We start from the raw sequence: 22,365 nt of genomic DNA on the forward strand, positions 1-22,365 counted from the left end.
AATGTAACAGGAAAACATAACAAATGCCTTTTTTACAGACTTTTATCATAGAGGAATTTTATGGACTCACAGAACACGAAAAACAGACCAAAATATGAAATGATCGAAGAAGCGCTGCTCGAACGCATTCACGCCGGTGATTTTTCATTTGACGAAGCGTTCTGCACAGAAAAAATGCTGTCGGAACAGTACGAGGTGAGCCGCATCACTGCCAAACGCGCCATTGAAGATTTGGAACAGCGGGGCATTCTGTACCGGAAACGCGGTGTCGGAAGTTTTGTTTCGCGGAATTTCCCGTCGGACGATGATACAGCAGAAGCGCCGAAGATGATCTCCCTTCTCGTTCCCTTCGCCACCACGCAGGGAAATATTTCGGAGGCAATCGGAACCCTGAGTGCCGTACTGGCAGAGCAGGGCTATTTCTTAAGCATTCACGTCACCGGCTCTTCCTCCCCGAAGGAACGCGCAACGCTGGAACTGCTCCGGTCGCAGAACATCGCCGGACTGGTTTATTATCCAAAGCGCGACAATATCCACCTGGAAGAACTGAACGATTTCATGTTCGCCGGCCGCCCGATTGTCATCATCGACAAACAGACGGACTGCCCGTATCTGAACAATGTTGTCTGCGACAACTATGACGGCGGACGCCAGACGGCACGCCACCTGCTCGAGCAGGGGCACCGGAACATCGCGTTTTACACTGCGGCACCGCTCTCTGAAACTTCATCCGTGCGTGACCGGTTCGCCGGATTTCTGCATGAAATGAAAGCCGCCGGAATTGCGCCGAACCCGCAGCAGCTCGTCACCTGCTGCCAGGAGCTCTCCGATGACGCTGCGCTTTCCACGGAACGCACCCCGTTTCAGGAACAGCTTCTCGCCATGCACCGCGACGGCATCACCGCCATCATCGCCGAAAACGACCGCATCGCCGAGCTGATTTTCCTCGCCTGCCGCACAATCGGCCTTCGCATCCCGGAAGATTTCTGTCTCTGCGGCTTCGATGACACAAACGTCAGCCGGAGCCTCGGCATCACCTCCATCCACCAGGACTTCGCCGGCATCGGACGCGAGGTCGGACGGGTTCTGCTCGCCGCGCTTGAAAATCCGGCCGCCGAGACAGAAAAAATCATTCTCCCGGTGACACTGGTTCCACGGCCGTCGTCCTTACGGTAAGCAGCATATCCCGACGACTCTGATCGGAGCCGCCGATATTATAGCAATCCTGTCTTTTTTCCGCATGAAACAGATGGTAAACGAGGCCGCACACAATGGAATCACGCTGCTGCATGAAAATAAAAAAGTGTCAGAGACACTTTTTTATCTTATCCCAGTCCACCCAGAAACTCCCGGATCTGCTCCGGAGACAGGAGTGCGTAGATGCTTTTGTGAAACGTTGCCGCCACCTCCAGTTCGCCGTAGTAGCCGGTGCGGACGTCGCAGTTTCCGTTGAAAGCTTTGTTCAGCGTTGCGTTCAGGGCGGCGCCTTCGGGGCTGTCCATGAAATCTTTTAAAAGGCGGCAGCAGGTGTGCGTGTTTTCGTAGTATCGGCGGTAGGCCGGGTGGAATTCACGCATCCAGCCGCTGACGGAAACGCAGAAAAGGGCCGTCGGATGGATGACGGGCTGGTAGAGGAGGCGCCATTTTTCCTGCTGTACCGGGTCGGAGGCGAAGGCGAGGAGGGAGGTTTTCAGTTCCTCCACAAACGCCGGGTAGTCCGCTTCGGTGAGTGCGATGATTTTCTGGTTCCGCAGATACTGATTGATATTCGTCGCGTCGATCTGCTCCGGGGAAATGAACTGCAGATAGCGGGACATTGTTTTCAGGTCTGTGCCGGCATGCTCCATGGTATGCTGTGTGATTTTCTGCCACAGGAACTGCTGATATTCTGTGACCGGCGTGTCCAGATATGCCATCCAGAGATACTGCGCCAGCAATCTTGCATCGCGCGATTCGATCGGGAAACGTGATGACGCATCCGGATGGAAATTCGTTTCTTCCAGCATTCCCGCAAGCTGATCGAGCGACTGGCAGACCGGAAGCTGGCCGGTCAGGCGGTCCATTTCGCTGATCGTCTTCTGGATCGTGAGTATCTGCGCCTGCAGTTCATTCAGCTGCTTGTGCAGATAGAACGGCGTTGTCCGCGGCTTGCACAGGATTGCGCGGATATCCGCAAGAGAAAGACCTGCCTCCCGCAGCTTGCGGATGATAAAAAGTTTCTGCACATCCTGCTCCGTAAAATCATGATACCCATTGCTCCCGTTCACAGGGGGAATAATTAATTTCTGATCAATATAATAGTGAATCGTCCGTCTGGACAGACCCGTTTTTTCCATTACTTCCTGTATTCTCATGGATTTACACCTCGTTTTCCCTTCTCTTTTTTACCCATTTCCCCCGCTTTTTTTGACTGACCATTTTAAAAGTGTACACCTGCTGTATACTTTTTGCTTTTATTATAACCATTTACCGCACAGAAATCCACACTGCAATTCGATTTACCGCCAAAAATCGTCTGTTTTTGAGAAAATAACTTTATTTATTTCTGAAAAATTCCGCATTGACTGTCCACCAACGGAATCAATTATAGTAGAGACAAGAAAATTTATTGTGAGGTGGTTTTTATGTTACAGAATAAAATAGCAGTTGTTACCGGCGGAACCAGAGGAATCGGATACGCCATTGTCCACAAATTTCTGCAGAACGGCGCGAAAGTTGTCCTGTTCGGCTCCCGTGAAGAGACCGTTGCAAAAGCCATTGCTTCTTTAAAAGAAGAGAATCCGGACTGGGAAGTTTCCGGCGCATGGCCGAAGCTGACTGACGCGGCTGCCATGGCAGATGAAATGGCAGAAATCAAAGAAAAATACGGAAGAATCGACATTCTCGTCAACAACGCCGGCGTTTCCGACAGTACACCGCTCGACAAATACAGCGCAGAGCATTTTGCAAGTGTCATGGACCTGAACGTGAACGCCATGATGAATGGAATCCTTCCAGTCGCTGCCATCATGAAAGAGCAGGGCGGCGGATGCATTCTGAACACCAGCTCCATGGTCAGCATCTGCGGCCAGCCAAGCGGTGTTGCCTATCCGTCCAGCAAATATGCAGTCAACGGTCTCACCTGGTCACTCGCAAGAGAGCTCGGACCGTTCCACATCCGCGTCAACGCCGTTGCCCCTGGCATCACCAGAACCGATATGGTTGCGGCACTTCCAAAAGAAATGATTGAGCCGCTCGTCAACCGCATTCCGCTCCGGCGGATCGGCGAGGCAGAGGATATCGCAAACGCCTTCCTCTTCCTGGCAAGCGATATGGCTTCGTATGTCACGGGTGAAATTCTTTCTGTGGATGGAGCTATGAGAAACTGATATCAGACATTATAGGATCCCCTTCAACGTAAAAATCCTGTCCGCGGCAAAACCGGACAGGATTTTTTACGTCTCGCAGGTTATTCAATTTTAAAAGAACAGCATCACCAATCCCAGTGCACACAGCACGATTCCGGTTACTCGGTTCAGCATTTTTACGTTTGCGCTGTTCGCCCATTTCGCGCCGAGCTGTGCGAAAACCAGCGTGCTGATCACACATGCAATCATAACAGGGATGTCCGGTTTTCCGCCGATGTAGAAATGAGAAATGGCTCCGGTCAGCGCGGTGAAGGTCATGATGAAGACACTCGTTCCGACTGCCGTTTTCAGTTCGTATCCGAGGACGCTGGTCAAAACCAGAAGCAGCATCATACCGCCGCCTGCGCCGACGAATCCGCAGATAAAACCAATCATCACACCACAGAGAATGGACTGCTGGATTTTCTGTTTCTCGGATTTATTCGCCTGCACTTCCTTCGTCGTCATGATCGGGCGGATGATGAATTTCAGGCCGACGAACAGCGTCATACACTTCGAAAAGCCGCCCATCGTTCCGTTCGGCACGAGGGAGGAAACGAAGCTGCCGACCAGTGTGAAGATCAGCACGGAAACCAGCATAATCAGGCCGTGGCAGATGTCGATGTTTTTGTTTTTCTTATACGTCCACGCGCTGACACCTGAGGCGAGGACATCCGACGCAAGCGCAATTCCGATCGCCTGGTACGCCGGCACGTGCAGGAACGTGATCAGCATCGGGGAGACGACTGCCGCCGCAGAGAGTCCCGCGAGCCCTGTTCCAAGACCGGCGCCGAGGCCGGCTGCGATACATACAATCAATTGTGTAATGGTCATATTTTCTTCCTGTCTTTCTGTTTTTTTATAACGATTCGATTTATCCAGTTTAGTTCCCTTTTTCCGCTTTGTCAAACAGTATTTTCCGAATCTTTTCTTGACTCTCCAATTATTATAGGGTTTACTATAACCGTAACATTTTTACGACAGGAGGTTTCCTTTCATGGAACGTAATTTAACCACAGGCAGTGTGTGGAAAAATATTTTTTACTTCTCTCTGCCCTATCTTTTATCGTATTTTCTGCAGACGCTCTACGGCATGGCGGATCTTTTCATCATCGGCCAGTTTGACGGGGCGGCGGGAACGACAGCCGTTTCGATCGGCAGTCAGGTTATTCACATGATCACGGTTATGATCGTCGGACTTGCGATGGGAACGACCGTCACCATTGGGCAGGCAGTCGGCGCGAAGGATCGAAAGCAGGCATCCCGTTTCACAGGAAATACAATTGCGCTGTTTCTCGGTGTTGCAGTTGTTCTGATGGTCGTTCTGCTGCTCCTCGTACGGCCGATTGTTTCCGTGATGTCCACGCCATCCGAAGCTGCTGCCGGAACGGTTTCCTATCTGACGATCTGCTTTATCGGCATTCCGTTCATCACCGCATACAATATTATCAGCTCGATTTTCCGCGGACTTGGGGATTCAAAAAGTCCGATGTATTTTATTGCTGTTGCCTGCGCGGCCAATATTATCCTGGACTATGTATTTATCGGCGCACTGCAGCTCGGCCCGGCCGGTGCAGCGCTCGGTACGACACTGGCACAGACGATCAGCGTGATTCTTGCATTGATCGCGATTCAGAAACGGAACACCGGCATTAAGGTCACAAAATCCGATCTTCGGCCGCAGCCGCCGGTCATGGGACAGATCTTGAAAATCGGTATTCCGATTGCACTGCAGGACGGATTTATCCAGATCGCCTTTATTGTCATTACCATCATCGCCAACCGGCGCGGACTGACCGCGGCTGCGGCGGTTGGTATTGTGGAAAAAATCATCAGTTTTCTGTTTCTTGTACCGTCCTCAATGCTCTCGACCGTCTCAGCGCTCGGCGCGCAGAATATCGGTGCCGGAAAGAAAAAGCGCGCAGAACAGACCATGTGGTGCGCTGTCATGATCGCGGTCGGATTCGGGCTGATTGTCGCGGTTACCATGCAGTTTATTTCCGTTCCGGTTGTCAGCCTGTTTACAACAGATTCTGAAGTTGCACGGCTCGGCGGACAGTACATCCGCGGGTATATCTGGGACTGCATTTTTGCGGGAATCCACTTTACCTTCAGCGGTTACTTCTGCGCCTGCGGACGGTCGGAATTTTCCTTCCTGCACAACATCATCGCCATCGTGCTCGTCCGCATCCCGGGCGTCTACCTGACCTCCCTCTGGTTCCCGGACACCCTGTTCCCGATGGGAATTGCAACGGCGTGCGGCTCGCTGACTTCGGTTGTGATCTGCCTGTTTGTGTTCCGGTATCTGAAGCGGAAGGCATCGTAAAATCGCGGAGGTTTTTTCATGGCAGACAAACAGCTTTTTAAAATCGGTGAAGTTGCCCGCATGTATCACTTAAGTCTTGGGATCCTGCGGCATTATGAAAAAGAAGGGCTTCTCGCCCCTGAATATACCGACCCGGAAACCGGCTACCGCTATTACAGCACACGCCAGTTTGAGGTGCTCAACACGATCCGTTATCTGCGGATGCTGGATCTGCCGCTTGCAGATATTAAAGAATACATGCAGAACCGGGAAATTCCAGTAATTGAAGAGAAACTGCGGCACCAGAAAGCGCTGATCCAGCAGAAAAAACGGGAACTCGAACTGATAGAACGGAAAATTGACCACCGGCTCCAGCATATTGAGGATGCAAAAGATTCTATTCTCAATCAGATTTCTCTTGTGTCTCTGCCGCCGCTCCGTATGGTGCGCATCCGCGATTCCCTGCAGCCGAAAACGTATCTCGACCTGGAATTTCCGATCCGCCGCCTGCAGGAGGAACAGCCGGATGCGCTGGTCTTTCTCGGCAAGGTCGGCATCGGGATTCCAAAAGAAAAACTGGAACAGAAATGCTTTTCCCAGTATGATCTTGTGTTTCTGCTTCTGGATGAAGAGGACGAATACTATGGTCATGTGGAGACACTTCCCTCTTCCCTTTATGCCATAATCCGCTTCCGCGGAAGCCATCAGGAGGCACCGGTGTATTATCAGAAGCTGATCGATTTTCTGGCACTGCATCAATGGGAAGCCGCTGGATTTTCGCAGGAAATCACATTGATTGATAATGGAATGACGAGCGATCCGGAAAAATTTGTAACAGAGATCCGGATTCCGGTCCTGGCTTCTGCTCGCTGCCAGTGTAAATAGCTGCAGGGGAATATCTGAAGTTTTGATTTCAGATATCCCCTGTTTTCTTTTTGTTCACTTTTGCTGATTTTTTATGAACATTTTGTTTAAAAATAAGGGGTGACTTTTTAACATTTATATGGTATGCTATAACCAACACAGACGGAGACTCCGGGCACCGGGGAATCCGTACACACACTATCTCGAGGGCCGGATTCCTGTCCGATCCGCGGCCGCCTGCACGTATCGGGCCGCCGCGGTTTTTTTACATTTTGCTTGAAAAGAACTGCTAACAGCAGGTTTTTCGAGTATCTTCGAGTGTTGGTGTGAAATTCTATCTGACGAAAAGGAGACTCTCTCATGAGCACAGAGAATTTAGAAAACGAGAATCAAACAGCCGCTGATCCGGAACAGGAAATTGTTTCCCAGGGTGTTCACAACTACAGTGCCGCTGAAACGTATGTGCGTCCGACCGATCCGGCCATTCTGCAGCAGCTTGAATGGTTCCAGGACCAGAAACTGGCACTGATGATGCATTTCGGTCTGTACTGCCAGCCAGGTATGGTTGCTTCCTGGGCATTAAGCGACAAGGATTCTGACTGGTCCCGCCACCAGGTAAACTGGGCAGACGGAGAAACGTTCAAAAAACAGTATTTTAATCTGAACCGTTCGTTCAACCCGGTCCGTTTCCAGCCGGAGGAGTGGGCACAGATGGCAGAGGATTGCGGATTCCGCTATCTGATTCTGACCACAAAGCATCACGACGGATTCTGCCTGTGGGATACGAAATATACCGATTATAAGACAACCGCAGAGGACTGCCCGTTCCATGAGCACAAGAATGCGGATATCGTAAAAACCATGTTTGATGCATTCCGTGAGAAAGGTATCGGCATCGGCGCTTACTTCTCCAAAGCAGACTGGCACTGCCCGGACTACTGGAATGAGGAATTGAGAAAAGATGGTATGACTTCCCGCGGACCGTCCTACGATCCGAAAGAGTACCCGGAGGTGTGGAACCGTTTCAAAGAGTATACAAAGAATCAGGTGCTGGAGCTCTGCGAGAATTACGGCAAGCTGGATATTCTCTGGTTCGATGCCGGCTGGGTATGCGAGCATAACGGACAGGATATTGATCTTGGAGGAATTGTTGACGAAGCGCGTAAGATTCAGCCATGGGTTCTTTCCGTTGACCGTACGATCGGCGGCGCTTATGAGAACTATGTAACACCGGAGCTCTGCATTCCGGAAGAGCCGCTGAACGTTCCGTGGGAGAGCTGCCTGACACTCGGCGTGGACTTTACGTACGAGTACGGCGATCACTACAAATCCCCGCGTGAACTTGTCGGCCTGCTTGTCAACATCGTTGCCAAAGGCGGCAACATGGCACTGAACGTCAGCCCGCAGCCAGACGGCCGTATCCCGGTCGACGCCTGGGACAGCCTGAACGGCTTTGGCCAGTGGATGAAAACATACGGCGACGCCATCTACGGAACCCGCATCTGCGCACCGTACCAGAGCGGAAACCTTTCGTTCACACAGAAGGGTGACTCCGTGTATGTATTCCGGCTGTATCCGACGGTGCAGGAGTCGATAGAGGCTGAGATTTTTGTACCGTATACCGAGACGAAGATTTCGGAGATCTGCATGGTGGAGAATGGGGAGGCAGTCGCTTTCAAGGAAGTGGAAGGCGGCCTTGTCATCACCGTTCCGGCAGGCTACAGAAGAGGCTCGGCACCGATTGCGCTGGTGTTTGAGATGAAGAAAGCGAAATAAACTATGAGAAGCCCCAGAGACACTTATTTTTTGTGTGCTCTGGGGCTTCAATAATTTCCCAATATTCTACTTCTGATATCTTTCTATTCTGCATTCATGCTCCTTCGTAGCCTTATCATAGTTAACCGCTACGAGCAGCAAATTTCCCTGATATTCTTCCAGACTTCGGCAGTATTCTTTTTTCTTGATCTGCTGAATCGCACCTTCTGCTGACTTATCCCATTTCAGTTCTACAACTAATGCTGGTTTATCTGCGAATTTTTTTCTCGGTACAAAGACCAGATCGGCGAATCCTTTTCCACCCGGCAGTTCCCGGTATACCTGATAGAAATTTCTTGCGGCGTAAAGTGCAAGAGAGACGGTATAACTCAATGCGTTTTCATCATTATACTGAAGCATTGACGTCTCAAAATGTGCTTCTTTGATTCCTTCTGCTACCTGTTCCGGACGCATCTGCCAGATTGCCTGCAGGGTGTCTGCTGAATTTTTAAGTGCTTTTGAAATCTCACCCCAGTCTGAAACGGAAACCGCATTGATATATTCCGCCCGTACTTCTGCATTCGGAATGAAAACACATTTATTTTTTTCATCGTATCCCAGATAACCAAGATGAATCAGCAATGTAAATACATCATCTTCCGTCCGAAATGTCGCCATATCATTTGTGAAACTGCCTGTGTTGACTGGTACGGTTTCTCCGGCGATCATGCTCAGTACGTCGTCTTTCAGGCCGTCGAAGTTGAGATCAATATAGACCTGCAACGCTTCAAATGTTTCTGTCTGATTCCAGTAATTTTCGATTTTATGGAAACGCATGCAGTTTACGACAGATCGCGGGCTGTAAACAGACGGTACTTGTTCGAAAGAATATCCGTCGTACCAGTTTTTCACTTCTTCCAGATCCATCTGATACTTTTCGCAAAGCTGTTTTACTTCTTCTTCCGTAAATCCTACATATTCTGCCAGCGGCCCCGGGCTGATCATGGAAAATTCGTCGAACATGTTTAAAGCAGAATGTGTTCCATATTTTTTAATCGGCAGGATTCCTGTCATGTATGCCAGATGAATGTAGCTCTTGTCCTTCATCAGATTCCGCAGAAAATCCAGATATTTTTCCTGCGCTTCCCGATCGGTTTTAAATTCCCGGAACACGCAGTCCCATTCGTCGATAATGATTACATACGGTATTTTCGTCTGCTGATACACATCCTGCATTGTCCGTGCCAGGTTGGTCTCGTCAAAATATCGAAAACCCGGATACTCGCCCAGCAGCTCCCACAGAACGCTTTTTTGCAGCAATGCGATCATCTCCGCAACATTCCCGCTCTGGCTCAGGAAATCCTGCATATTCAGAAATATCGTGTTATATTGATTGGCGTACTTCTGAAAATCCGGACTTTCGGAAATTTCAAACCCCGAAAACAGTTCCTCAGCTCTGCTCTCACGACTGTAATAGGCAGCCAGCATATTGGCAGCCATTGATTTTCCAAAACGACGCGGTCTGCTGATGCATAGGTATCCCTGCATTGTATTCAGAACGCTGTTCGTGTAATTCAGCAACCCTGTTTTATCAACATAAATTTCAGACTGAATCATCTTTCGAAACGCTTCCCCATCCGGATTAAAATAGGTTCCCAATCTGCTGCTCCTCCTTCTCCTATTTAATAGTTATAGTATATTCTTCCACAGAAACTTTATCAACAAAAAGATCGAAACAACGACATTCTGTTTTTGACATTGTTTCGATCTTTTTCTTTTATAATTCCTGCTTATCTTCTTTCTTTTTCCTGTATACCGCCGCGAGTCCAATGCCTGATGCGATTACACCGAAGATCCATTTTCCCGGGGAGGTCTGGTCGCCGGTGGATGGGTTGTCTTTTCCGGTCTGGCTGTCTGGGGTTTTTGTCGGGGACAGGGTTGGTGAGACGGATGGGACTCTCGTTGGTGATGGGGTCAGGCTTGGGGTTTTCGTTGGGGTTCTGGTCGGCTCTTTGGTTGGGAGCGGCGTTGGGGTATCAGCGGTTCCTTTCCACCAAACACGAAGGCTTTGGAACGGGAACCTCATCGGTGCAGAGCACAGCCGAACGATACCACGGAACAGCGCAGTTCCGGTGCGCGAACGGGGTGTTTTATGCTTCGGTATTATTGTATGGAGACGAAAAGAACGAAGTTTACAATCACTCTTAAAAATAATCTTATTTAAGAGTAAACGTAAAGTTTATACAAAACCAGCTCAAGTACATTTCTGCACCTGAGCTGGTTTGTCAATTTTTTTGTGTAAGTTTTGAAAAATATTTTCTTCTGCAGTTGTTATCTTTTCTCTACAACTTTATATTGCACCTGCAGTTTTTAACTGTTATAACCGATACATGGGTGCTACCATAACGGTAGGCGGTTAGTCCTTCTCCAGAGGGACTGTGGTCTACACTCCGTTTCGGTCGGTGCTAAACGAGTGCCACCGGCACTCAGCACCCCTCTGATTACATAGAAACCCGAAAGGGAATCCACTGGAAAGGAGGGCTAAGCCATGAGTATTGTTGACTTCATAGCGGTTGTAAGCTTCGGCTTAACCTGCTTTGGTCTTGGATATACCTTTGGCAAGGATAATAATAAGCCACAAAAATAACCGCCCTGTCTGCAAACTAAGCGGTTATCTTTGATATTCTAAATAGTAAAACGGACTAACCGTCTATCGGTATCACCCTTTTTCTATAATCATATTAGCACGCATCTGTGAAAATGTCAAAAAAATTCTTATGTTTATAATTCGATTATTTCGTTTCCTTCCGTAATTCCATTCTCATTAAACGCATCCACTCTCACATACACCGTTTCGCCTTCTACCAGCGCGCCGATGTTCTGCTCTGCGGCAAAGGCCATGCAGCTGTGATACAGTTTGTCCGGTGCAAAGCCCCAGAGGACGTTGTATCCGACGGCATCTGCCTGCGGCTCGATGGTGATGTGCATGTCCATCGTTCCGATGCGCTCTGCCTGGTACTGCGGTGCGGACGGTTTTTCGCCGTTTCCAAGTCCAAAAACTCGGAGACCGGAAACGCATGGATTCTGGCTGTACGGTACTTCGAAGACGGTGAGTTTCAGATAGCGGATCTGTACGCCTTCTTCTTTTACAACGAAATCATGCGGCAGGTTTGTCTCTGCGTTGGATTTGTCTTCTAATACAAAATAGTTCGTGCCATCGGCGGATGCCTCAAGGAGCCATCTTGTTTTGTGCTGGCCCGGGTCGATGTATCGTTCGCCCTGGCGCTCGCCCGGCAGGGGTGCGTCGATTTTATCGTCGGCAAAGTTCATCTGCACGGCGTGGACATCTTTTACCTCGCCAAGATCCATTGCCAGCCACTCGCCCGGCTGATTTCCGGCAGCGCGCCACCAGGTCTGGACATTTTCATCTGCTGCAAACGACGGCTCTCTGCCTTCTTCGCAGGAGGAGGCGGTCATCGCTTTCTGATAGCTTAAGAGATACCACTCCGGTTTTGCCCACGGATCTTCTTTCGCCTGCTCGACTGCCATCGGCCAGTCACCGAACTGCTGATTGCAGAACAGGACACCGTCTTTGTCAAAGCCAGCCCGCCAGATGCCGACGCGGCGCTCCATATCGTGGTTTTTGCTGATCTGCATCGTCGCGGTGTGCCACCAGTTTCCATAGCGGTCTTCCATCGTGGAACCGTGGCCTGCGCCGCGCAGGAATCCGCCTGGTTTGTAGGAGTACGGATTATTCTTCGCCAGATGGAACGGGCCGAGCGGAGAATCGCTCTCGTAAACACCATCGCCGTAAACGTTAAATTCCGTTCCCGGACCGGCATACTGGAGGTAATAGATTCCATTGTGCTTTGTCATCCATGCGCCCTCAATGAATGGTCTCTGGCTGAACATGATTTTGGCAAATCCAATCTGCTCCTCCGTCAGTTCATCGACCGGTTTTCCCTGTGCTTTCAGAAATTCTTTAAATTTTTCTACAGCTTCCTCTTCGCTGAGCGGCATTTTGGAATGGTTTTCTCCCACACGCTCATATCCGATTCTTTCCGGATTTCCGTAAATCAGCTCGATCCGCTCGGTCTTCGGCACCATTGTCTCTTTGTCGAGCTCGACGCCCCAGATCGGCGTTACGTTGTTGCAGCCCCAGTAAAAATAGAGCTTTCCATCATCATCCAGAAACAGGTTCGGATCCCAGAAATCGAAAGTTCCCGGGATGCGCTCGAACGGGCCGTTCAGGATATCTTTTGTGCGGTAAAAATCACAGATCGTGCCGCGGCGGGATGCGCTGAAATAGACGTAATCGCCAACCACGCGCACATCCGGCGCATAGTCATACAGCGGCAGGCTGTCCGGCAGACGGTGGCTCTCCCAGTGAACCATATCCTCCGAAACCCAGACGCTCAACGTCATGGATGCAAAAATATAATATTTTCCCTGAAATAAAATCATCGACGGATCGGCGGCCTCGCGGGAAATCTTGTCCTCGCCGCTCCTCATATCCTCGATAAACTGGTAACGGTAGTCCATGTTTAATGGATTGCAGAAATACTGTTTTTTCATGAAGTTTCCTCTTTCCGGACCGTACGTAAAAACCCCTGTTCGTACATCCTTTTTTCTCATTATAAAAAAGTTTAGCATATCCTGCGCGGAAAGGAAATGTTCTGATTTGACTTTTTTGTTGCACTTTTTGGACTCTTTTCATCCCCGGACAGAAAAAGAACGGAAGCCGCAAAGCTCCCGTCCCTTTTCATGCTTATTTTCTATTTGATGATATATTTCGCAAACTTCTCATCCACCAGTTTCTCATCGTCCGTATCTGCAATGAGTTCCAGCGGCAGATCGAGATTCAGGCTGAAAATTCCCATGATGGATTTTGCATCCACATAATATTTTCCGCCGACCAGATCCATGTCACAGTCGAATTGGAAACAGATGCGGTTGAATTCCTGAATTTCGCTGATTTCTTCCAGTTTTACTTTTCTGCGTACCATATGATGTCTTCCTTTCCTGAAATAGTTTACTCTACGTCTGCGTGATCGTCGGCCTCATAATCGAAGAAATCGAAGTCGGCCGTGTGGGAATGCATCATGCGGTCGCCGCAGGTAATTCCCACGAAGGTTCCCGTGAACTCACCAAAGTTGGAATACTCATCCGAGAATTTCGTCGTGTCGAAGCACGGGCCGATCTCCTCGTATGTTTCGCCGTCGAGAGACCAGTAGAACTGCGATTTTCTGCCGCGGATTTTCATCTGCATCCAGATATCTTTTCCGTCCTCGACGAATGTTCTTGCCTCCGGGAATTCGCGTTTTTCTCCATTCTCGACCTGCATCACAGAAATGGCGCTGTGGTTCAGGGTTTCGCTGAAGTATTTGTAGAGATACACGAAGTTCATGTTGTCATAGTACAGGATCAGTCCCGCGGTGTGCTGATAGCTGAGCGGCGTGAAATCGAGTTTTGTTCCGATCGTCGCCTGTACACTCGTCAGCTTTCTTGCCAGAATACTTGCCTTGTTCAGGGAGCATCCCGACTCCTGTCCGCGCAGTCTTGCCCAGCCCGGTCTTGCTTTTAAATCTACGAAGGAAAGCGGGTCGATGCGCGGTGCATAGTAGCCGATCGACAGTTCTTCCGAATCAAAATCGTCGTGCGTCGGGAGTGCTTTCACCGGTACTTCCGGCAGGCTGCTCTCCTCGACAAACTCCTGCGCCAGATTTCCGCCGTCTTTCATGCGGAGCCACCCGTCGTCTGTCCACTCCATGCGCTGGATCGCAGTCTCACGGCCAAGGGTACAGCGCAGCTCCGGCACAAACGGACGGGAAGTCAGATGCACCAGCCAGGTCTCGCCGTTCGGCAGATCGACGTAGCTTGCGTGGCCGGATTTCTGCAGTTTGCTTGCCGGGTTGAAGTACCGCGGTTTTAAGTGATCCCAGTCGGCACGCTCGTTGTGCTCTTCCGGATTGGAGGTTACGATCGGATTGCACGGATCTGCCTCGTACGGGCCGTAAATGTTTTTGGAACGTCCCATCGTCACACCGTGGTAATAACCGGTGCCGCCCTCTGCGCACATGATGTAATAATACTCGCCGCGTTTTGTCAGATGCGGAGCCTCGATGCATCCGCGGTCGGTGCCGCCGCGCCAGAAGCGTTTCGGCATTCCAACGATTTTTTTCGCTTTCGGATCGTACTCGACAATGCTGATCGGACCTGGTTTTTCGTACTCGGTACGGGTCTCCCATTCCAGTGCCACGACGTATTTCTTTCCATCATCATCGTGGAACATGGCTGCGTCGAAGCCGGTGGAATGCAGATAAACCGGCTCGCTCCACGGACCTTTTGGATCTTTTGCGGTGATGACGTAATTGTCTACATCGAAGTATCTTGCATTCATGGAATTCATGACGCCGTACACCACATAGAAGAGATCCTCCGCCTCGCAGTAGGTCAGGCACGGAGCCCAGATTCCTTTTGCACTCGGCAGTTTTTTCAGGTCCGGGTCGTCTGCATTCTGCAGGGCGTGGGAATACAGCTCCCAGTTTTTCATATCTTTCGAATGGTAAATCGGGATGCCCGGGAACCATTCGAAAGAAGAAACAGCGAGATAAAAGTCGTCCCCTTTCCGGCAGATGCACGGATCTGCGTGGAAGCCGGGAAGAATCGGGTTCTGAATCATGGGGAATGCCTCCTTTTTTATTTTCTCAGTGTGCAGCTTTCTCTGCACGATCTCTCAGGTCTTTTAAGATGCCGGCAAATTCGGTATCCAGGTGATAGAAGCGCAGGATCACAAAGCAGATCTCAAAGATCGCAATCGGAATCCAGGTGTAGCACAGGCGGATCGCAAGCAGTGCGGAGGAAGACTGTGTTGCTGCCTCTCCGACATAACCGCTCACCTCGATAATCAGACCAAGAAGTGCAGAACCGATGCCGTTTCCGATTTTGTATCCGAAGCTGCAGGCACTGTTGACGAGACCTTCGGTACGGATTCCGGTTTTCCACTCGCCGTAATCGATGGTGTCTGATACCATCGCCCACATCGTTGCGCCGCCGCAGGCATTTCCGACACCGCGGATCAGACTGGAAACGAGGATAACCGGCATGGAGCCGCCGCCGAATTCCAGAACCAGCATTCCGATGGTGGTCAGAATCAGACCGCAGGAAAATACATTTCTTTTTCCGTATTTCTTTACCATTCCCGCAATAAAGAACATAGCAGCAATCTGAACGGCATTGTAGATTCCGTTGATGGTACTTACGAGGTTTTTGTCACCTAAGATATCTTTTGCATAGTAAACGGTTGCTCCGCCGTTGATCGCGTAGTACAGGAAGAAGAAGGCCAGAACACAGGTCATCATGATCCAGTATTTGTTGGCAAACAGTGCTTTGATTCCATCAGCAAAGCTGATCTTTTCTGTTTCTCCATTCAGCTCGGAAACGGCATGGACACGCTCTTTCGTTCCGATGAAGGTCAGCAGGAACGCAACGACAGCCAGCACGTCGAGAACAGCGAAGGTTTTGGTCCATGCAGCTGCATTGTCACCGAAAAACTCGACCATCGGCAGGGTAACCAGGTTGATCAGCAGGGTTCCTGCGGTTGCCAGAAGGTTACGGAAAATGCTTAAAACGGAACGCTCATACGGATCCTGTGTCATCAGGGCATTTAAGGATGAGTATGGAACGTTGATGGCGGTGTAAACAACGGTGGACACCAGGTTATAGGTAATGAAAACGTAAACGAGTTTTGCCGTACTTCCAAGGGATGTCGGAACGGAAAACAGCAGAATGCCGGCGAGCGCAAACGGTACGCACATCCGCAGCATCCAGACTCGTGCCTTACCGTATTTCGACCGGGTCCGGTCTACGATCGTTCCCATGATGATGTCGCTGACACCGTCGAATACACGGGAAATCAGCATGATGGTTCCTACTGCCGCTGCGCTGACTCCGGCGTAGTCGGTGTAGTAGAAAAGCAGGAATGCAGACATCGCAGTGTAGATGATGTTGCATCCGAAATCTCCGCATCCGTAGCAGAAACGTTCAAATAAAACTGCCGGGGTGAGTTTTCTTTTTTCTTTCATAAATTTCCTCCGTAAATCTTTTTTTCGCATTTATCATAAAGGGATTGCGGATTTTCTGCCAGATATGATAGTATCTTTTTTATAGGTCGATCGTATCTTTTTTTCTGTTTATTACGGGAGGGTTTTGTATGGAACGGATTCTGACACCGACAAATTATGAGCTGATTCCGCTGAATGATCTGACAAATGTGCGGTTCTATACGTCCGTCGACACGGGCAGCTACATTGCTTCGCACTGGCATGATGCTGTCGAAATTATCTATCTTCTGGAGGGGGAACTGATGATTACCGTGGAGAATTCTTCGTTTCGGATCTCTGCGGGACAGTGTGTGATGATCACGCCGAACCAGATCCACTCAACCCTCTGCGCCCAGCCGAACCGCGCGATTGTATTCCAGATCCCGGTGGCGTTTATGGAAAAGTTTATTCCGGATGTGAAGCAGATGCAGTTTGCGTTTCACGATCCGGCGGAGACGCGGATTATGCAGACGAAGGTGAAGCAGTTTAAAGATATTCTCCTCAAGATGCAGGTCCTCGTTGATTCCGGTGCGGACGGGGCGGTGCTGCGTTTTAACAGCCTGCTTTTTGAGGTGCTGTTCCAGCTTTATCACAATTTCGGAACGTTTTCCGCTTCCAAAGACACGGCGCGGCGGAACCGTGATCTGGAAAAGATTTTCCCGGTTTTAAACTACATCACCGAAAACTACAACCGCCCCATCCCCCTCTCTGAAATCGCCGATGTCGCCATGCTGCAGGCGAAATATTTCTGCCGGTTTTTCAAAAAATGCATGGGCGTTACTTTCCTCGAATACCAGAATGAGATCCGGCTGTCCCGCATCTATGACGACATCATCAACACGGACGATCAGATCTCACATATTCTGGAACGTCATGGATTTACAAACTACAAACTGTTCCGCCGCATGTTCCGCGAACGGTTCGGATGCACGCCGACAGAGCTGCGGAATGGAAGTCTTTCTGCGTCATAACATGCTCAAAAAACATACCCGGATGTTTGCCTCAGATATTGGACAAATTTTCGTGTTGGATTTACAATGAAGGTATCTTAGGGTAAAAAACAATACATGTACAGGAAGATATTTTTATGGAGTACACAAAGCTTGGAAATTCGGATCTGAATGTATCGAGGATCTGCATGGGATGTATGGGGTTTGGCAATGCGAAGAGCGGAATGCATTCCATTAACCTGGCTTAACGAAGAACGACACATGATTCCCATGCGAACAGATGGCTGCCGTATCCGGCATGGAAAAGTGCGTATCCACGTATGCTCTAAATACCGTTCAAAAGCACCGGCCAAATGGTCGGTGCTTAAATACTGGTTTCATCAAAAATGGTTCATCTTATACCACACATAAATATGCGAAATATCCTGCATAACATAAAAGCATAACGACACCACACGTTTTCCGTAATTCCCTGTTCTTGTACGTCCCAATCCATAAAACCAGACCTGCCAGAATTGCGATTCCTGTGTCTACGATAAATTTAGTTTCAAATGGCACCGGACAGATCAGTGCTGCTGTTCCAATTACAAACAAAATGTTAAAAATATTGCTTCCGACAATATTTCCGATTGCAATTCCTGCATTCCCTCTTTTTGCTGCTGTCACAGATGTTACCAGCTCCGGAAGGGATGTTCCGAGAGCAACAATCGTCAGTCCGATAAAACGCTCACTCATTCCAAAGTATCTTGCAATCTCGGTTGCCCCGCTGACTGCAAAATCACTTCCTTTTACAACCAGGACTCCGCCTGCTATCATCAAAAGAAGACATTTCCAGACAGGATAATTTTTCGCTTCCTCTTCTTCCGGATTTTCCCCTTTTTTTGACATTACAAACAAATAGCCAAGATATACAAGAAACAGTACCCATAAGACTATGCCCTCGGCAAACGTTACTTTTCCTCCTGTCATTCCGCATATCATTAAAACTACCGTAACAAACATCATAAACGGTATTTCATAAAACAAGGTAGACCTTTGTATTGCCACATTTGTTATCAATGCCGTAAGTCCCAGAATAATAAAAATATTCAAAATATTGCTTCCAACCACATTTCCTATCGTAATTCCTGCGTTTTGCTGCATCGCTGCGGTAATACTCACAGCAGCCTCCGGCATACTCGTTCCCATTGCAACAATGGTAAGTCCGATAATCAGCTGGGGAATTCCAAACTTTCTTGCTATGCTTGCAGACCCTTCCACAAACCAGTCTGCTCCTTTTACCAGAAAAAGGAAACCCACTATCAAAATTCCTGCCTGTAACATCATACGTATTTTCCTCTCTTTCTTTTGCATTCTTTGCAGCAGGTGTTATAGGCATAAAAAAAGAGACTCCTACTGCATCTACAGTAAAAGTCTCGCTATTTAATCACTTTCCGAGTTATTGAATATCAATAGCTGTACTGACGAAGAAGTGAACACGGTTGGCTAGCTACTCCCTTTTATTTTTCCAGTTTATCAAATTTCTTTTTTTTCGTCAACGTTTTTTATTTCTCTTTCCTATCCAATGGATAACTTCTTCTCTTCCATCGGGGTGTTTTTGCGTTTTCAGGTAGATGGTTACAAACAGGAATTAGTTAATCTGATTCGCAATAGAACAAAACGTCTGCCTTGCCTTCCTGCTTGGTATGACGGTAAACATTTGTATCTAATCCGCCAATGTAAAAGCCGGAATTCAAATAAAACAGACATGCTCCCGGATTGTTATCCTGTCCCTGCGTATAAAGTCCACAATAGCCGTTTTGCACGGCAATCTCTTTTGCCTTTTGCATTAACATCCTTCCAATATGCTGTCCGCGGTACTCCTTATTTACCTTCAAGTCATACAGATACATATACTTGAAAAAGCCCGGTTGCAGGATTGCCAGCCCCACACACTTGTCCCCATCGTATGCACCGAGAAAAACGCTGTCCTGCATGGAATCGTAGTTGTAGTTTTCGTCCGGGAAACACATCTCTGTAACGTCCTCGGGAGCAAAGCGAAGAAGTGTATATGTCCATTCCTTGCCGTTGTACGACGGGATAATACGCCCAAATATCTGAAACGGCTCATTTGGAATGTTGATGTCCACTTTATGCTGTGTGTCTATTGTTCTAATCTCAATCATTTTGTTTATACCTCCAAAATTCCGACTTTTCAAATTTTTTATTCAAAAGTAGCACAGTATTGCGAACAAATCAACCCATTTTGACAGTCCCAAATCAACTTTGGTCCTGTGCTGCGTATTGAACGCGGCACAGGGCTTTTTTTGTTTCTGACAATTTTTCTTCCATTTCGCATGGCTCTGAATAGTTACCAGATTTCTATGAAACAAATTTTGTCTATTATGTCTGGATCGTTTTCTGGATTTTATAGTTTCCTTAATCGCTTCATTCCATATTTGTTTTACGCTGCATACCTCTGCAGTTCTTTCGCTACTTCATCCATATTTTTTTCCGTAAATAGTCAGCTTTGCTTTTTTACGAACCGCCATACCCAGCACTCCCAAAATGGATTTCGCATCTACCATACAGTGTCCATAAGATAAATCTGCCTCGTACGGTACTTTCGATACGGTCGAAACAAAATTGATAGCATCTTCTGGTGTATTTAAATAAATGTTCATGTTTTTCATGGCTTATTACTCCTTGCTTTTCTTTTTTGTATTTCTCTTTTTAATATGCAATCATCGGAATGGAATCCGCTGTTTCCTCGCACGGTTCTTTCTGTCCGTCTGCGACTTCGTAGATTTCGCTGCTGCACAGTTTAATCTGTTCCATCATATCCGGGTACGGCTGTGAGCAGATGTCAAACAGTCCGATGTTGTAGTTTTCTCCATCAAAACGTCCCAGCACGAACTGGTCGTAGCACTGGAAGTAGTGGCAGCCGACGCCGTTTGGATGGGCCGCGGCTTTCTCGCAGTAATGGCGGCAGGCAATTCCACGGTCTTTCTGGGAAAGTACACCCTCAAGGCCCGTTGCCGGAAGACCTGCGTCAAGTGCTCCGAAGTGGAACTCTCCGATCATCACCGGCAGATCCACGCCGAGATCGACGATATTCTGAATGGCACTCGTCGGGTCAACCGCGTAGCAGTTGATGGAGAAGACATCGAAGTTCTCCCATCCCTCAACGAGATCCGGATCTGAAATCCAGGCCCAGCGCATGCCGAGAATCATATGGTTCTGATCGACCGCCCGGCAGGCGCGTGATGGGATTTCCACGTAGCGCCGCAGCATCTCTCTGGAGAATGCACGCATATCTTCTTTTGCCGCCGCAGAGCGTTTTGAAATTTCCTTCTGCGGTTTATACAGCTCGGTGAAGCTTGCAAACTCTGTCTTCCACGCCTCATTCAGTGCATCAATCGTCTGATATTTTTCCTCCATCCGCGCAATCAGCTTTTCCTTGCAGCTGGTGCGCGCCGAATTGTACAGCACCTCATCTGCCAGTACCAGATTGTCAACGAATGCCCAGCTCGGCTCATTCCGCAGGAAATAACCGATCATCCATGGATCGTTGGCACGCGGTGCTAATTCCTGTGCATTTTTCTTTGCCGCCTCTTCGTATTCCTCGTTGAACACATCCGGGAAATCACGGAAAATGTTCTGTTTCGTCGTTGGGAATTCCGGAAGCGATGTTACATAAGGAATTTCCGTTGTTCCAAACAGCTCATCGCTGCTCCAGTTGCCAAGGGTATTCATACCGTGGGCTTTCAGCTGTCCGACGATCATCGGCCGCCAGTTTTCTTTCCACTTTTCTCCCCAGACGCGGTACAGATTTGCTTTGGAATACGAAAAGCTCTTGAATTTTCGTCTTCTTCCAGGGATCACATGCTGGGAATGGAAAAATGTACCGTAGTCACCGTCGTCTTCGGACGGCAGCCAGTCGAGATTCTTTTCCAGTCCATCGATCCGGCAGTCGATTTCCGGGCCGACACAGTCCGGACCGACGCTTAAGAACGCATAGCCAAGTGGATCAGCCAGCCACCACTTGCCGTTTTCTTCTTTGATTTTCGAGAAAAATCCGGTTCCTTCCGTCAGTTTTTTGCGTGTCCAGCCGCCATATTTCGACCAATCTGCAAACGGGAACGGTTTTCCCTGCTCCGCAAGCTGGCAGTTCATTTTCTCTTTTAACTCCTCTTCGGAATGAATTTTTTCTTTCCACTCTTTCCGCTTATTCTGACCGAATGCATCGACCAGTTTTTCATCGGTCAGATTCACCTCCGGCACTTCTTTTACAAAATCCAGATCGGTCAGTGCAATTTTCAGATTATGAAACGCGGGCAGGGAGGAAAGCTCCACTTTTGTGATTTCCTCCTGCGCAATCCGTCGTCCATGACAGACGATCTTGAGGCCTCCCGGCAGGTTTTCCGGGAACAGTACATTGCCCTCGAACCATTTACGGTCAATGCACATCTGCGTTTCCAGCTTCGGCAGAATGCCAAAGCGGATGTTCATAACCGGCTCTGCAGGATCTTCCCCGTAAATCAGAAGATTCATGGAAACACTGTGCTCCTCCAGTGCTTTTACTTTAAATATGAAATATTGCTCTTTTCTGGAAAGGAACTCCGGAAGCAAAATGCCGGCTCCTTCTCTGTCCAGTTCCAGCAGTGCGCCTCTGTCGTTTGTCTCCAGGATTTTGGCGCCCTCTGTCAGCCTGTCTTCCCCAATACAAAAGCTCATTTTTCCGTCCCTCTCTTTCCGGTTTACCGTTTTTCTTACTTTCATTTTAAAACCTGTACAGGCTTTTTCTATACCCGGTTTTTAAGGTTCTGTCCACTCTTTTAAGGTTTCCAACGTATCGTCTCAATTCTTTTATCTGTTCTCCATTTTATAGCAAGACCCGAAAATAATGCAAAAAAGGCAGTGCTGCAGAGCGCGAATTGCAAGGAACAGATTTGAAGGCGTACCGGGGTACGACGAAAATCTGTGACGCAGTAATTCACGCTCTGCGGTGCTGAATTTTTTGC

Annotated in this window: 19 protein-coding genes; 6 read left to right on the forward strand and 13 right to left on the reverse strand. The window is 48.7% G+C overall.

Annotation, left to right across the window (positions count from 1 at the left end):
- Positions 1 to 60 precede the first annotated feature (60 nt).
- Positions 61 to 1,176 (forward strand): LacI family DNA-binding transcriptional regulator, encoded by a 1,116-nt coding sequence (locus tag ACY2VT_RS09855; protein ID WP_461879767.1) that lies wholly within the window; start codon positions 61 to 63, stop codon positions 1,174 to 1,176.
- A 149-nt stretch (positions 1,177 to 1,325) separates the two neighbouring features.
- On the opposite strand, the gene ACY2VT_RS09860 is transcribed toward ACY2VT_RS09855, so the two are convergent.
- Complete coding sequence (locus ACY2VT_RS09860) at positions 1,326 to 2,354, reverse strand: MerR family transcriptional regulator (protein WP_461879768.1); 1,029 nt, start codon at positions 2,352 to 2,354, stop codon at positions 1,326 to 1,328.
- 270 nt (positions 2,355 to 2,624) lie between these two features.
- Here ACY2VT_RS09860 and ACY2VT_RS09865 point away from each other — a divergent pair, with 270 nt between their 5' ends.
- Positions 2,625 to 3,368 carry an SDR family NAD(P)-dependent oxidoreductase gene (locus tag ACY2VT_RS09865; RefSeq protein WP_461879769.1) on the forward strand — a complete coding sequence of 248 codons (744 nt, stop codon included), beginning with the start codon at positions 2,625 to 2,627 and terminating at the stop codon, positions 3,366 to 3,368.
- 90 nt (positions 3,369 to 3,458) lie between these two features.
- On the opposite strand, the gene ACY2VT_RS09870 is transcribed toward ACY2VT_RS09865, so the two are convergent.
- Positions 3,459 to 4,220 carry a sulfite exporter TauE/SafE family protein gene (locus ACY2VT_RS09870; protein WP_461879770.1) on the reverse strand — a complete coding sequence of 254 codons (762 nt, stop codon included), beginning with the start codon at positions 4,218 to 4,220 and terminating at the stop codon, positions 3,459 to 3,461.
- A gap of 163 nt (positions 4,221 to 4,383) precedes the next feature.
- On the opposite strand from ACY2VT_RS09870, the gene ACY2VT_RS09875 reads away from it, so the two are divergent.
- The 3 genes from ACY2VT_RS09875 (at position 4,384) to ACY2VT_RS09885 (ending at position 8,331) form a co-directional block, all read left to right on the forward strand.
- Positions 4,384 to 5,712: an MATE family efflux transporter gene (locus ACY2VT_RS09875; protein WP_461879771.1), complete on the forward strand. Its 1,329-nt coding sequence runs from the start codon at positions 4,384 to 4,386 to the stop codon at positions 5,710 to 5,712.
- Positions 5,713 to 5,730: 18 nt separating this feature from the next.
- Entirely contained in the window at positions 5,731 to 6,576 is an 846-nt protein-coding gene (locus ACY2VT_RS09880) for a MerR family transcriptional regulator (protein ID WP_461879772.1), read from the forward strand.
- Between the two features lie 339 nt (positions 6,577 to 6,915).
- Positions 6,916 to 8,331, forward strand: coding sequence for an alpha-L-fucosidase (locus tag ACY2VT_RS09885; RefSeq protein WP_461879773.1), 1,416 nt, complete (start codon positions 6,916 to 6,918; stop codon positions 8,329 to 8,331).
- A 66-nt stretch (positions 8,332 to 8,397) separates the two neighbouring features.
- Here ACY2VT_RS09885 and ACY2VT_RS09890 read toward each other — a convergent pair whose 3' ends face one another.
- The 6 genes from ACY2VT_RS09890 to ACY2VT_RS09915 all read right to left on the reverse strand — a co-directional run bounded on the left by ACY2VT_RS09890 (position 8,398) and on the right by ACY2VT_RS09915 (position 16,394).
- Entirely contained in the window at positions 8,398 to 9,969 is a 1,572-nt protein-coding gene (locus ACY2VT_RS09890) for an AAA family ATPase (RefSeq protein ID WP_461879774.1), read from the reverse strand.
- A 118-nt stretch (positions 9,970 to 10,087) separates the two neighbouring features.
- Entirely contained in the window at positions 10,088 to 10,396 is a 309-nt protein-coding gene (locus ACY2VT_RS09895) for an LPXTG cell wall anchor domain-containing protein (RefSeq protein WP_461879775.1), read from the reverse strand.
- A 695-nt stretch (positions 10,397 to 11,091) separates the two neighbouring features.
- Positions 11,092 to 12,885, reverse strand: a complete 1,794-nt coding sequence (locus tag ACY2VT_RS09900) for a family 43 glycosylhydrolase (protein WP_461879776.1) — start codon at positions 12,883 to 12,885, stop codon at positions 11,092 to 11,094.
- Between the two features lie 200 nt (positions 12,886 to 13,085).
- Positions 13,086 to 13,316: an HPr family phosphocarrier protein gene (locus tag ACY2VT_RS09905; RefSeq protein ID WP_461879777.1), complete on the reverse strand. Its 231-nt coding sequence runs from the start codon at positions 13,314 to 13,316 to the stop codon at positions 13,086 to 13,088.
- A gap of 26 nt (positions 13,317 to 13,342) precedes the next feature.
- Positions 13,343 to 14,992, reverse strand: a complete 1,650-nt coding sequence (locus tag ACY2VT_RS09910; RefSeq protein WP_461879778.1) for a glycoside hydrolase family 43 protein — start codon at positions 14,990 to 14,992, stop codon at positions 13,343 to 13,345.
- Positions 14,993 to 15,017: 25 nt separating this feature from the next.
- Positions 15,018 to 16,394, reverse strand: coding sequence for an MFS transporter (locus ACY2VT_RS09915; RefSeq protein ID WP_461879779.1), 1,377 nt, complete (start codon positions 16,392 to 16,394; stop codon positions 15,018 to 15,020).
- 128 nt (positions 16,395 to 16,522) lie between these two features.
- Between ACY2VT_RS09915 and ACY2VT_RS09920 the strand changes: the two genes are divergently transcribed.
- Entirely contained in the window at positions 16,523 to 17,383 is an 861-nt protein-coding gene (locus ACY2VT_RS09920; RefSeq protein WP_461879780.1) for an AraC family transcriptional regulator, read from the forward strand.
- 375 nt (positions 17,384 to 17,758) lie between these two features.
- Here ACY2VT_RS09920 and ACY2VT_RS09925 read toward each other — a convergent pair whose 3' ends face one another.
- The 5 genes from ACY2VT_RS09925 to ACY2VT_RS09945 all read right to left on the reverse strand — a co-directional run.
- Entirely contained in the window at positions 17,759 to 18,715 is a 957-nt protein-coding gene (locus ACY2VT_RS09925) for a calcium/sodium antiporter (RefSeq protein ID WP_461879781.1), read from the reverse strand.
- 281 nt (positions 18,716 to 18,996) lie between these two features.
- The gene (locus ACY2VT_RS09930; protein ID WP_461879782.1) at positions 18,997 to 19,527 is read right to left on the reverse strand and encodes a GNAT family N-acetyltransferase; all 531 of its coding nucleotides are present in this window, start codon (positions 19,525 to 19,527) and stop codon (positions 18,997 to 18,999) included.
- A gap of 312 nt (positions 19,528 to 19,839) precedes the next feature.
- The gene (locus tag ACY2VT_RS09935) at positions 19,840 to 20,034 is read right to left on the reverse strand and encodes an HPr family phosphocarrier protein (protein WP_461879783.1); all 195 of its coding nucleotides are present in this window, start codon (positions 20,032 to 20,034) and stop codon (positions 19,840 to 19,842) included.
- A 40-nt stretch (positions 20,035 to 20,074) separates the two neighbouring features.
- Positions 20,075 to 22,123, reverse strand: a complete 2,049-nt coding sequence (locus ACY2VT_RS09940) for a beta-galactosidase (protein ID WP_461879784.1) — start codon at positions 22,121 to 22,123, stop codon at positions 20,075 to 20,077.
- Positions 22,124 to 22,179: 56 nt separating this feature from the next.
- Positions 22,180 to 22,365: hypothetical protein (locus ACY2VT_RS09945; protein ID WP_461879785.1), on the reverse strand; the 186-nt coding region annotated here is incomplete at its 5' end.

The sequence above is a fragment of the Fusicatenibacter sp. genome, from assembly GCF_050872605.1.
Taxonomy (GTDB): domain Bacteria; phylum Bacillota; class Clostridia; order Lachnospirales; family Lachnospiraceae; genus Fusicatenibacter.

Bases quoted from the DNA above. Each gene is read 5' to 3' on its own strand.
- ACY2VT_RS09855 (WP_461879767.1), top strand. From the start codon at position 61: ATGGACTCACAGAACACGAAAAACAGACCAAAATATGAAATGATCGAA.
- ACY2VT_RS09860 (WP_461879768.1), bottom strand. From the start codon at position 2,354: ATGAGAATACAGGAAGTAATGGAAAAAACGGGTCTGTCCAGACGGACG.
- ACY2VT_RS09865 (WP_461879769.1), top strand. From the start codon at position 2,625: ATGTTACAGAATAAAATAGCAGTTGTTACCGGCGGAACCAGAGGAATC.
- ACY2VT_RS09870 (WP_461879770.1), bottom strand. From the start codon at position 4,220: ATGACCATTACACAATTGATTGTATGTATCGCAGCCGGCCTCGGCGCC.
- ACY2VT_RS09875 (WP_461879771.1), top strand. From the start codon at position 4,384: ATGGAACGTAATTTAACCACAGGCAGTGTGTGGAAAAATATTTTTTAC.
- ACY2VT_RS09880 (WP_461879772.1), top strand. From the start codon at position 5,731: ATGGCAGACAAACAGCTTTTTAAAATCGGTGAAGTTGCCCGCATGTAT.
- ACY2VT_RS09885 (WP_461879773.1), top strand. From the start codon at position 6,916: ATGAGCACAGAGAATTTAGAAAACGAGAATCAAACAGCCGCTGATCCG.
- ACY2VT_RS09895 (WP_461879775.1), bottom strand. From the start codon at position 10,396: ATGAGGTTCCCGTTCCAAAGCCTTCGTGTTTGGTGGAAAGGAACCGCT.
- ACY2VT_RS09900 (WP_461879776.1), bottom strand. From the start codon at position 12,885: ATGAAAAAACAGTATTTCTGCAATCCATTAAACATGGACTACCGTTAC.
- ACY2VT_RS09905 (WP_461879777.1), bottom strand. From the start codon at position 13,316: ATGGTACGCAGAAAAGTAAAACTGGAAGAAATCAGCGAAATTCAGGAA.
- ACY2VT_RS09910 (WP_461879778.1), bottom strand. From the start codon at position 14,992: ATGATTCAGAACCCGATTCTTCCCGGCTTCCACGCAGATCCGTGCATC.
- ACY2VT_RS09915 (WP_461879779.1), bottom strand. From the start codon at position 16,394: ATGAAAGAAAAAAGAAAACTCACCCCGGCAGTTTTATTTGAACGTTTC.
- ACY2VT_RS09920 (WP_461879780.1), top strand. From the start codon at position 16,523: ATGGAACGGATTCTGACACCGACAAATTATGAGCTGATTCCGCTGAAT.
- ACY2VT_RS09925 (WP_461879781.1), bottom strand. From the start codon at position 18,715: ATGCAAAAGAAAGAGAGGAAAATACGTATGATGTTACAGGCAGGAATT.
- ACY2VT_RS09930 (WP_461879782.1), bottom strand. From the start codon at position 19,527: ATGATTGAGATTAGAACAATAGACACACAGCATAAAGTGGACATCAAC.
- ACY2VT_RS09935 (WP_461879783.1), bottom strand. From the start codon at position 20,034: ATGAAAAACATGAACATTTATTTAAATACACCAGAAGATGCTATCAAT.
- ACY2VT_RS09940 (WP_461879784.1), bottom strand. From the start codon at position 22,123: ATGAAAGTAAGAAAAACGGTAAACCGGAAAGAGAGGGACGGAAAAATG.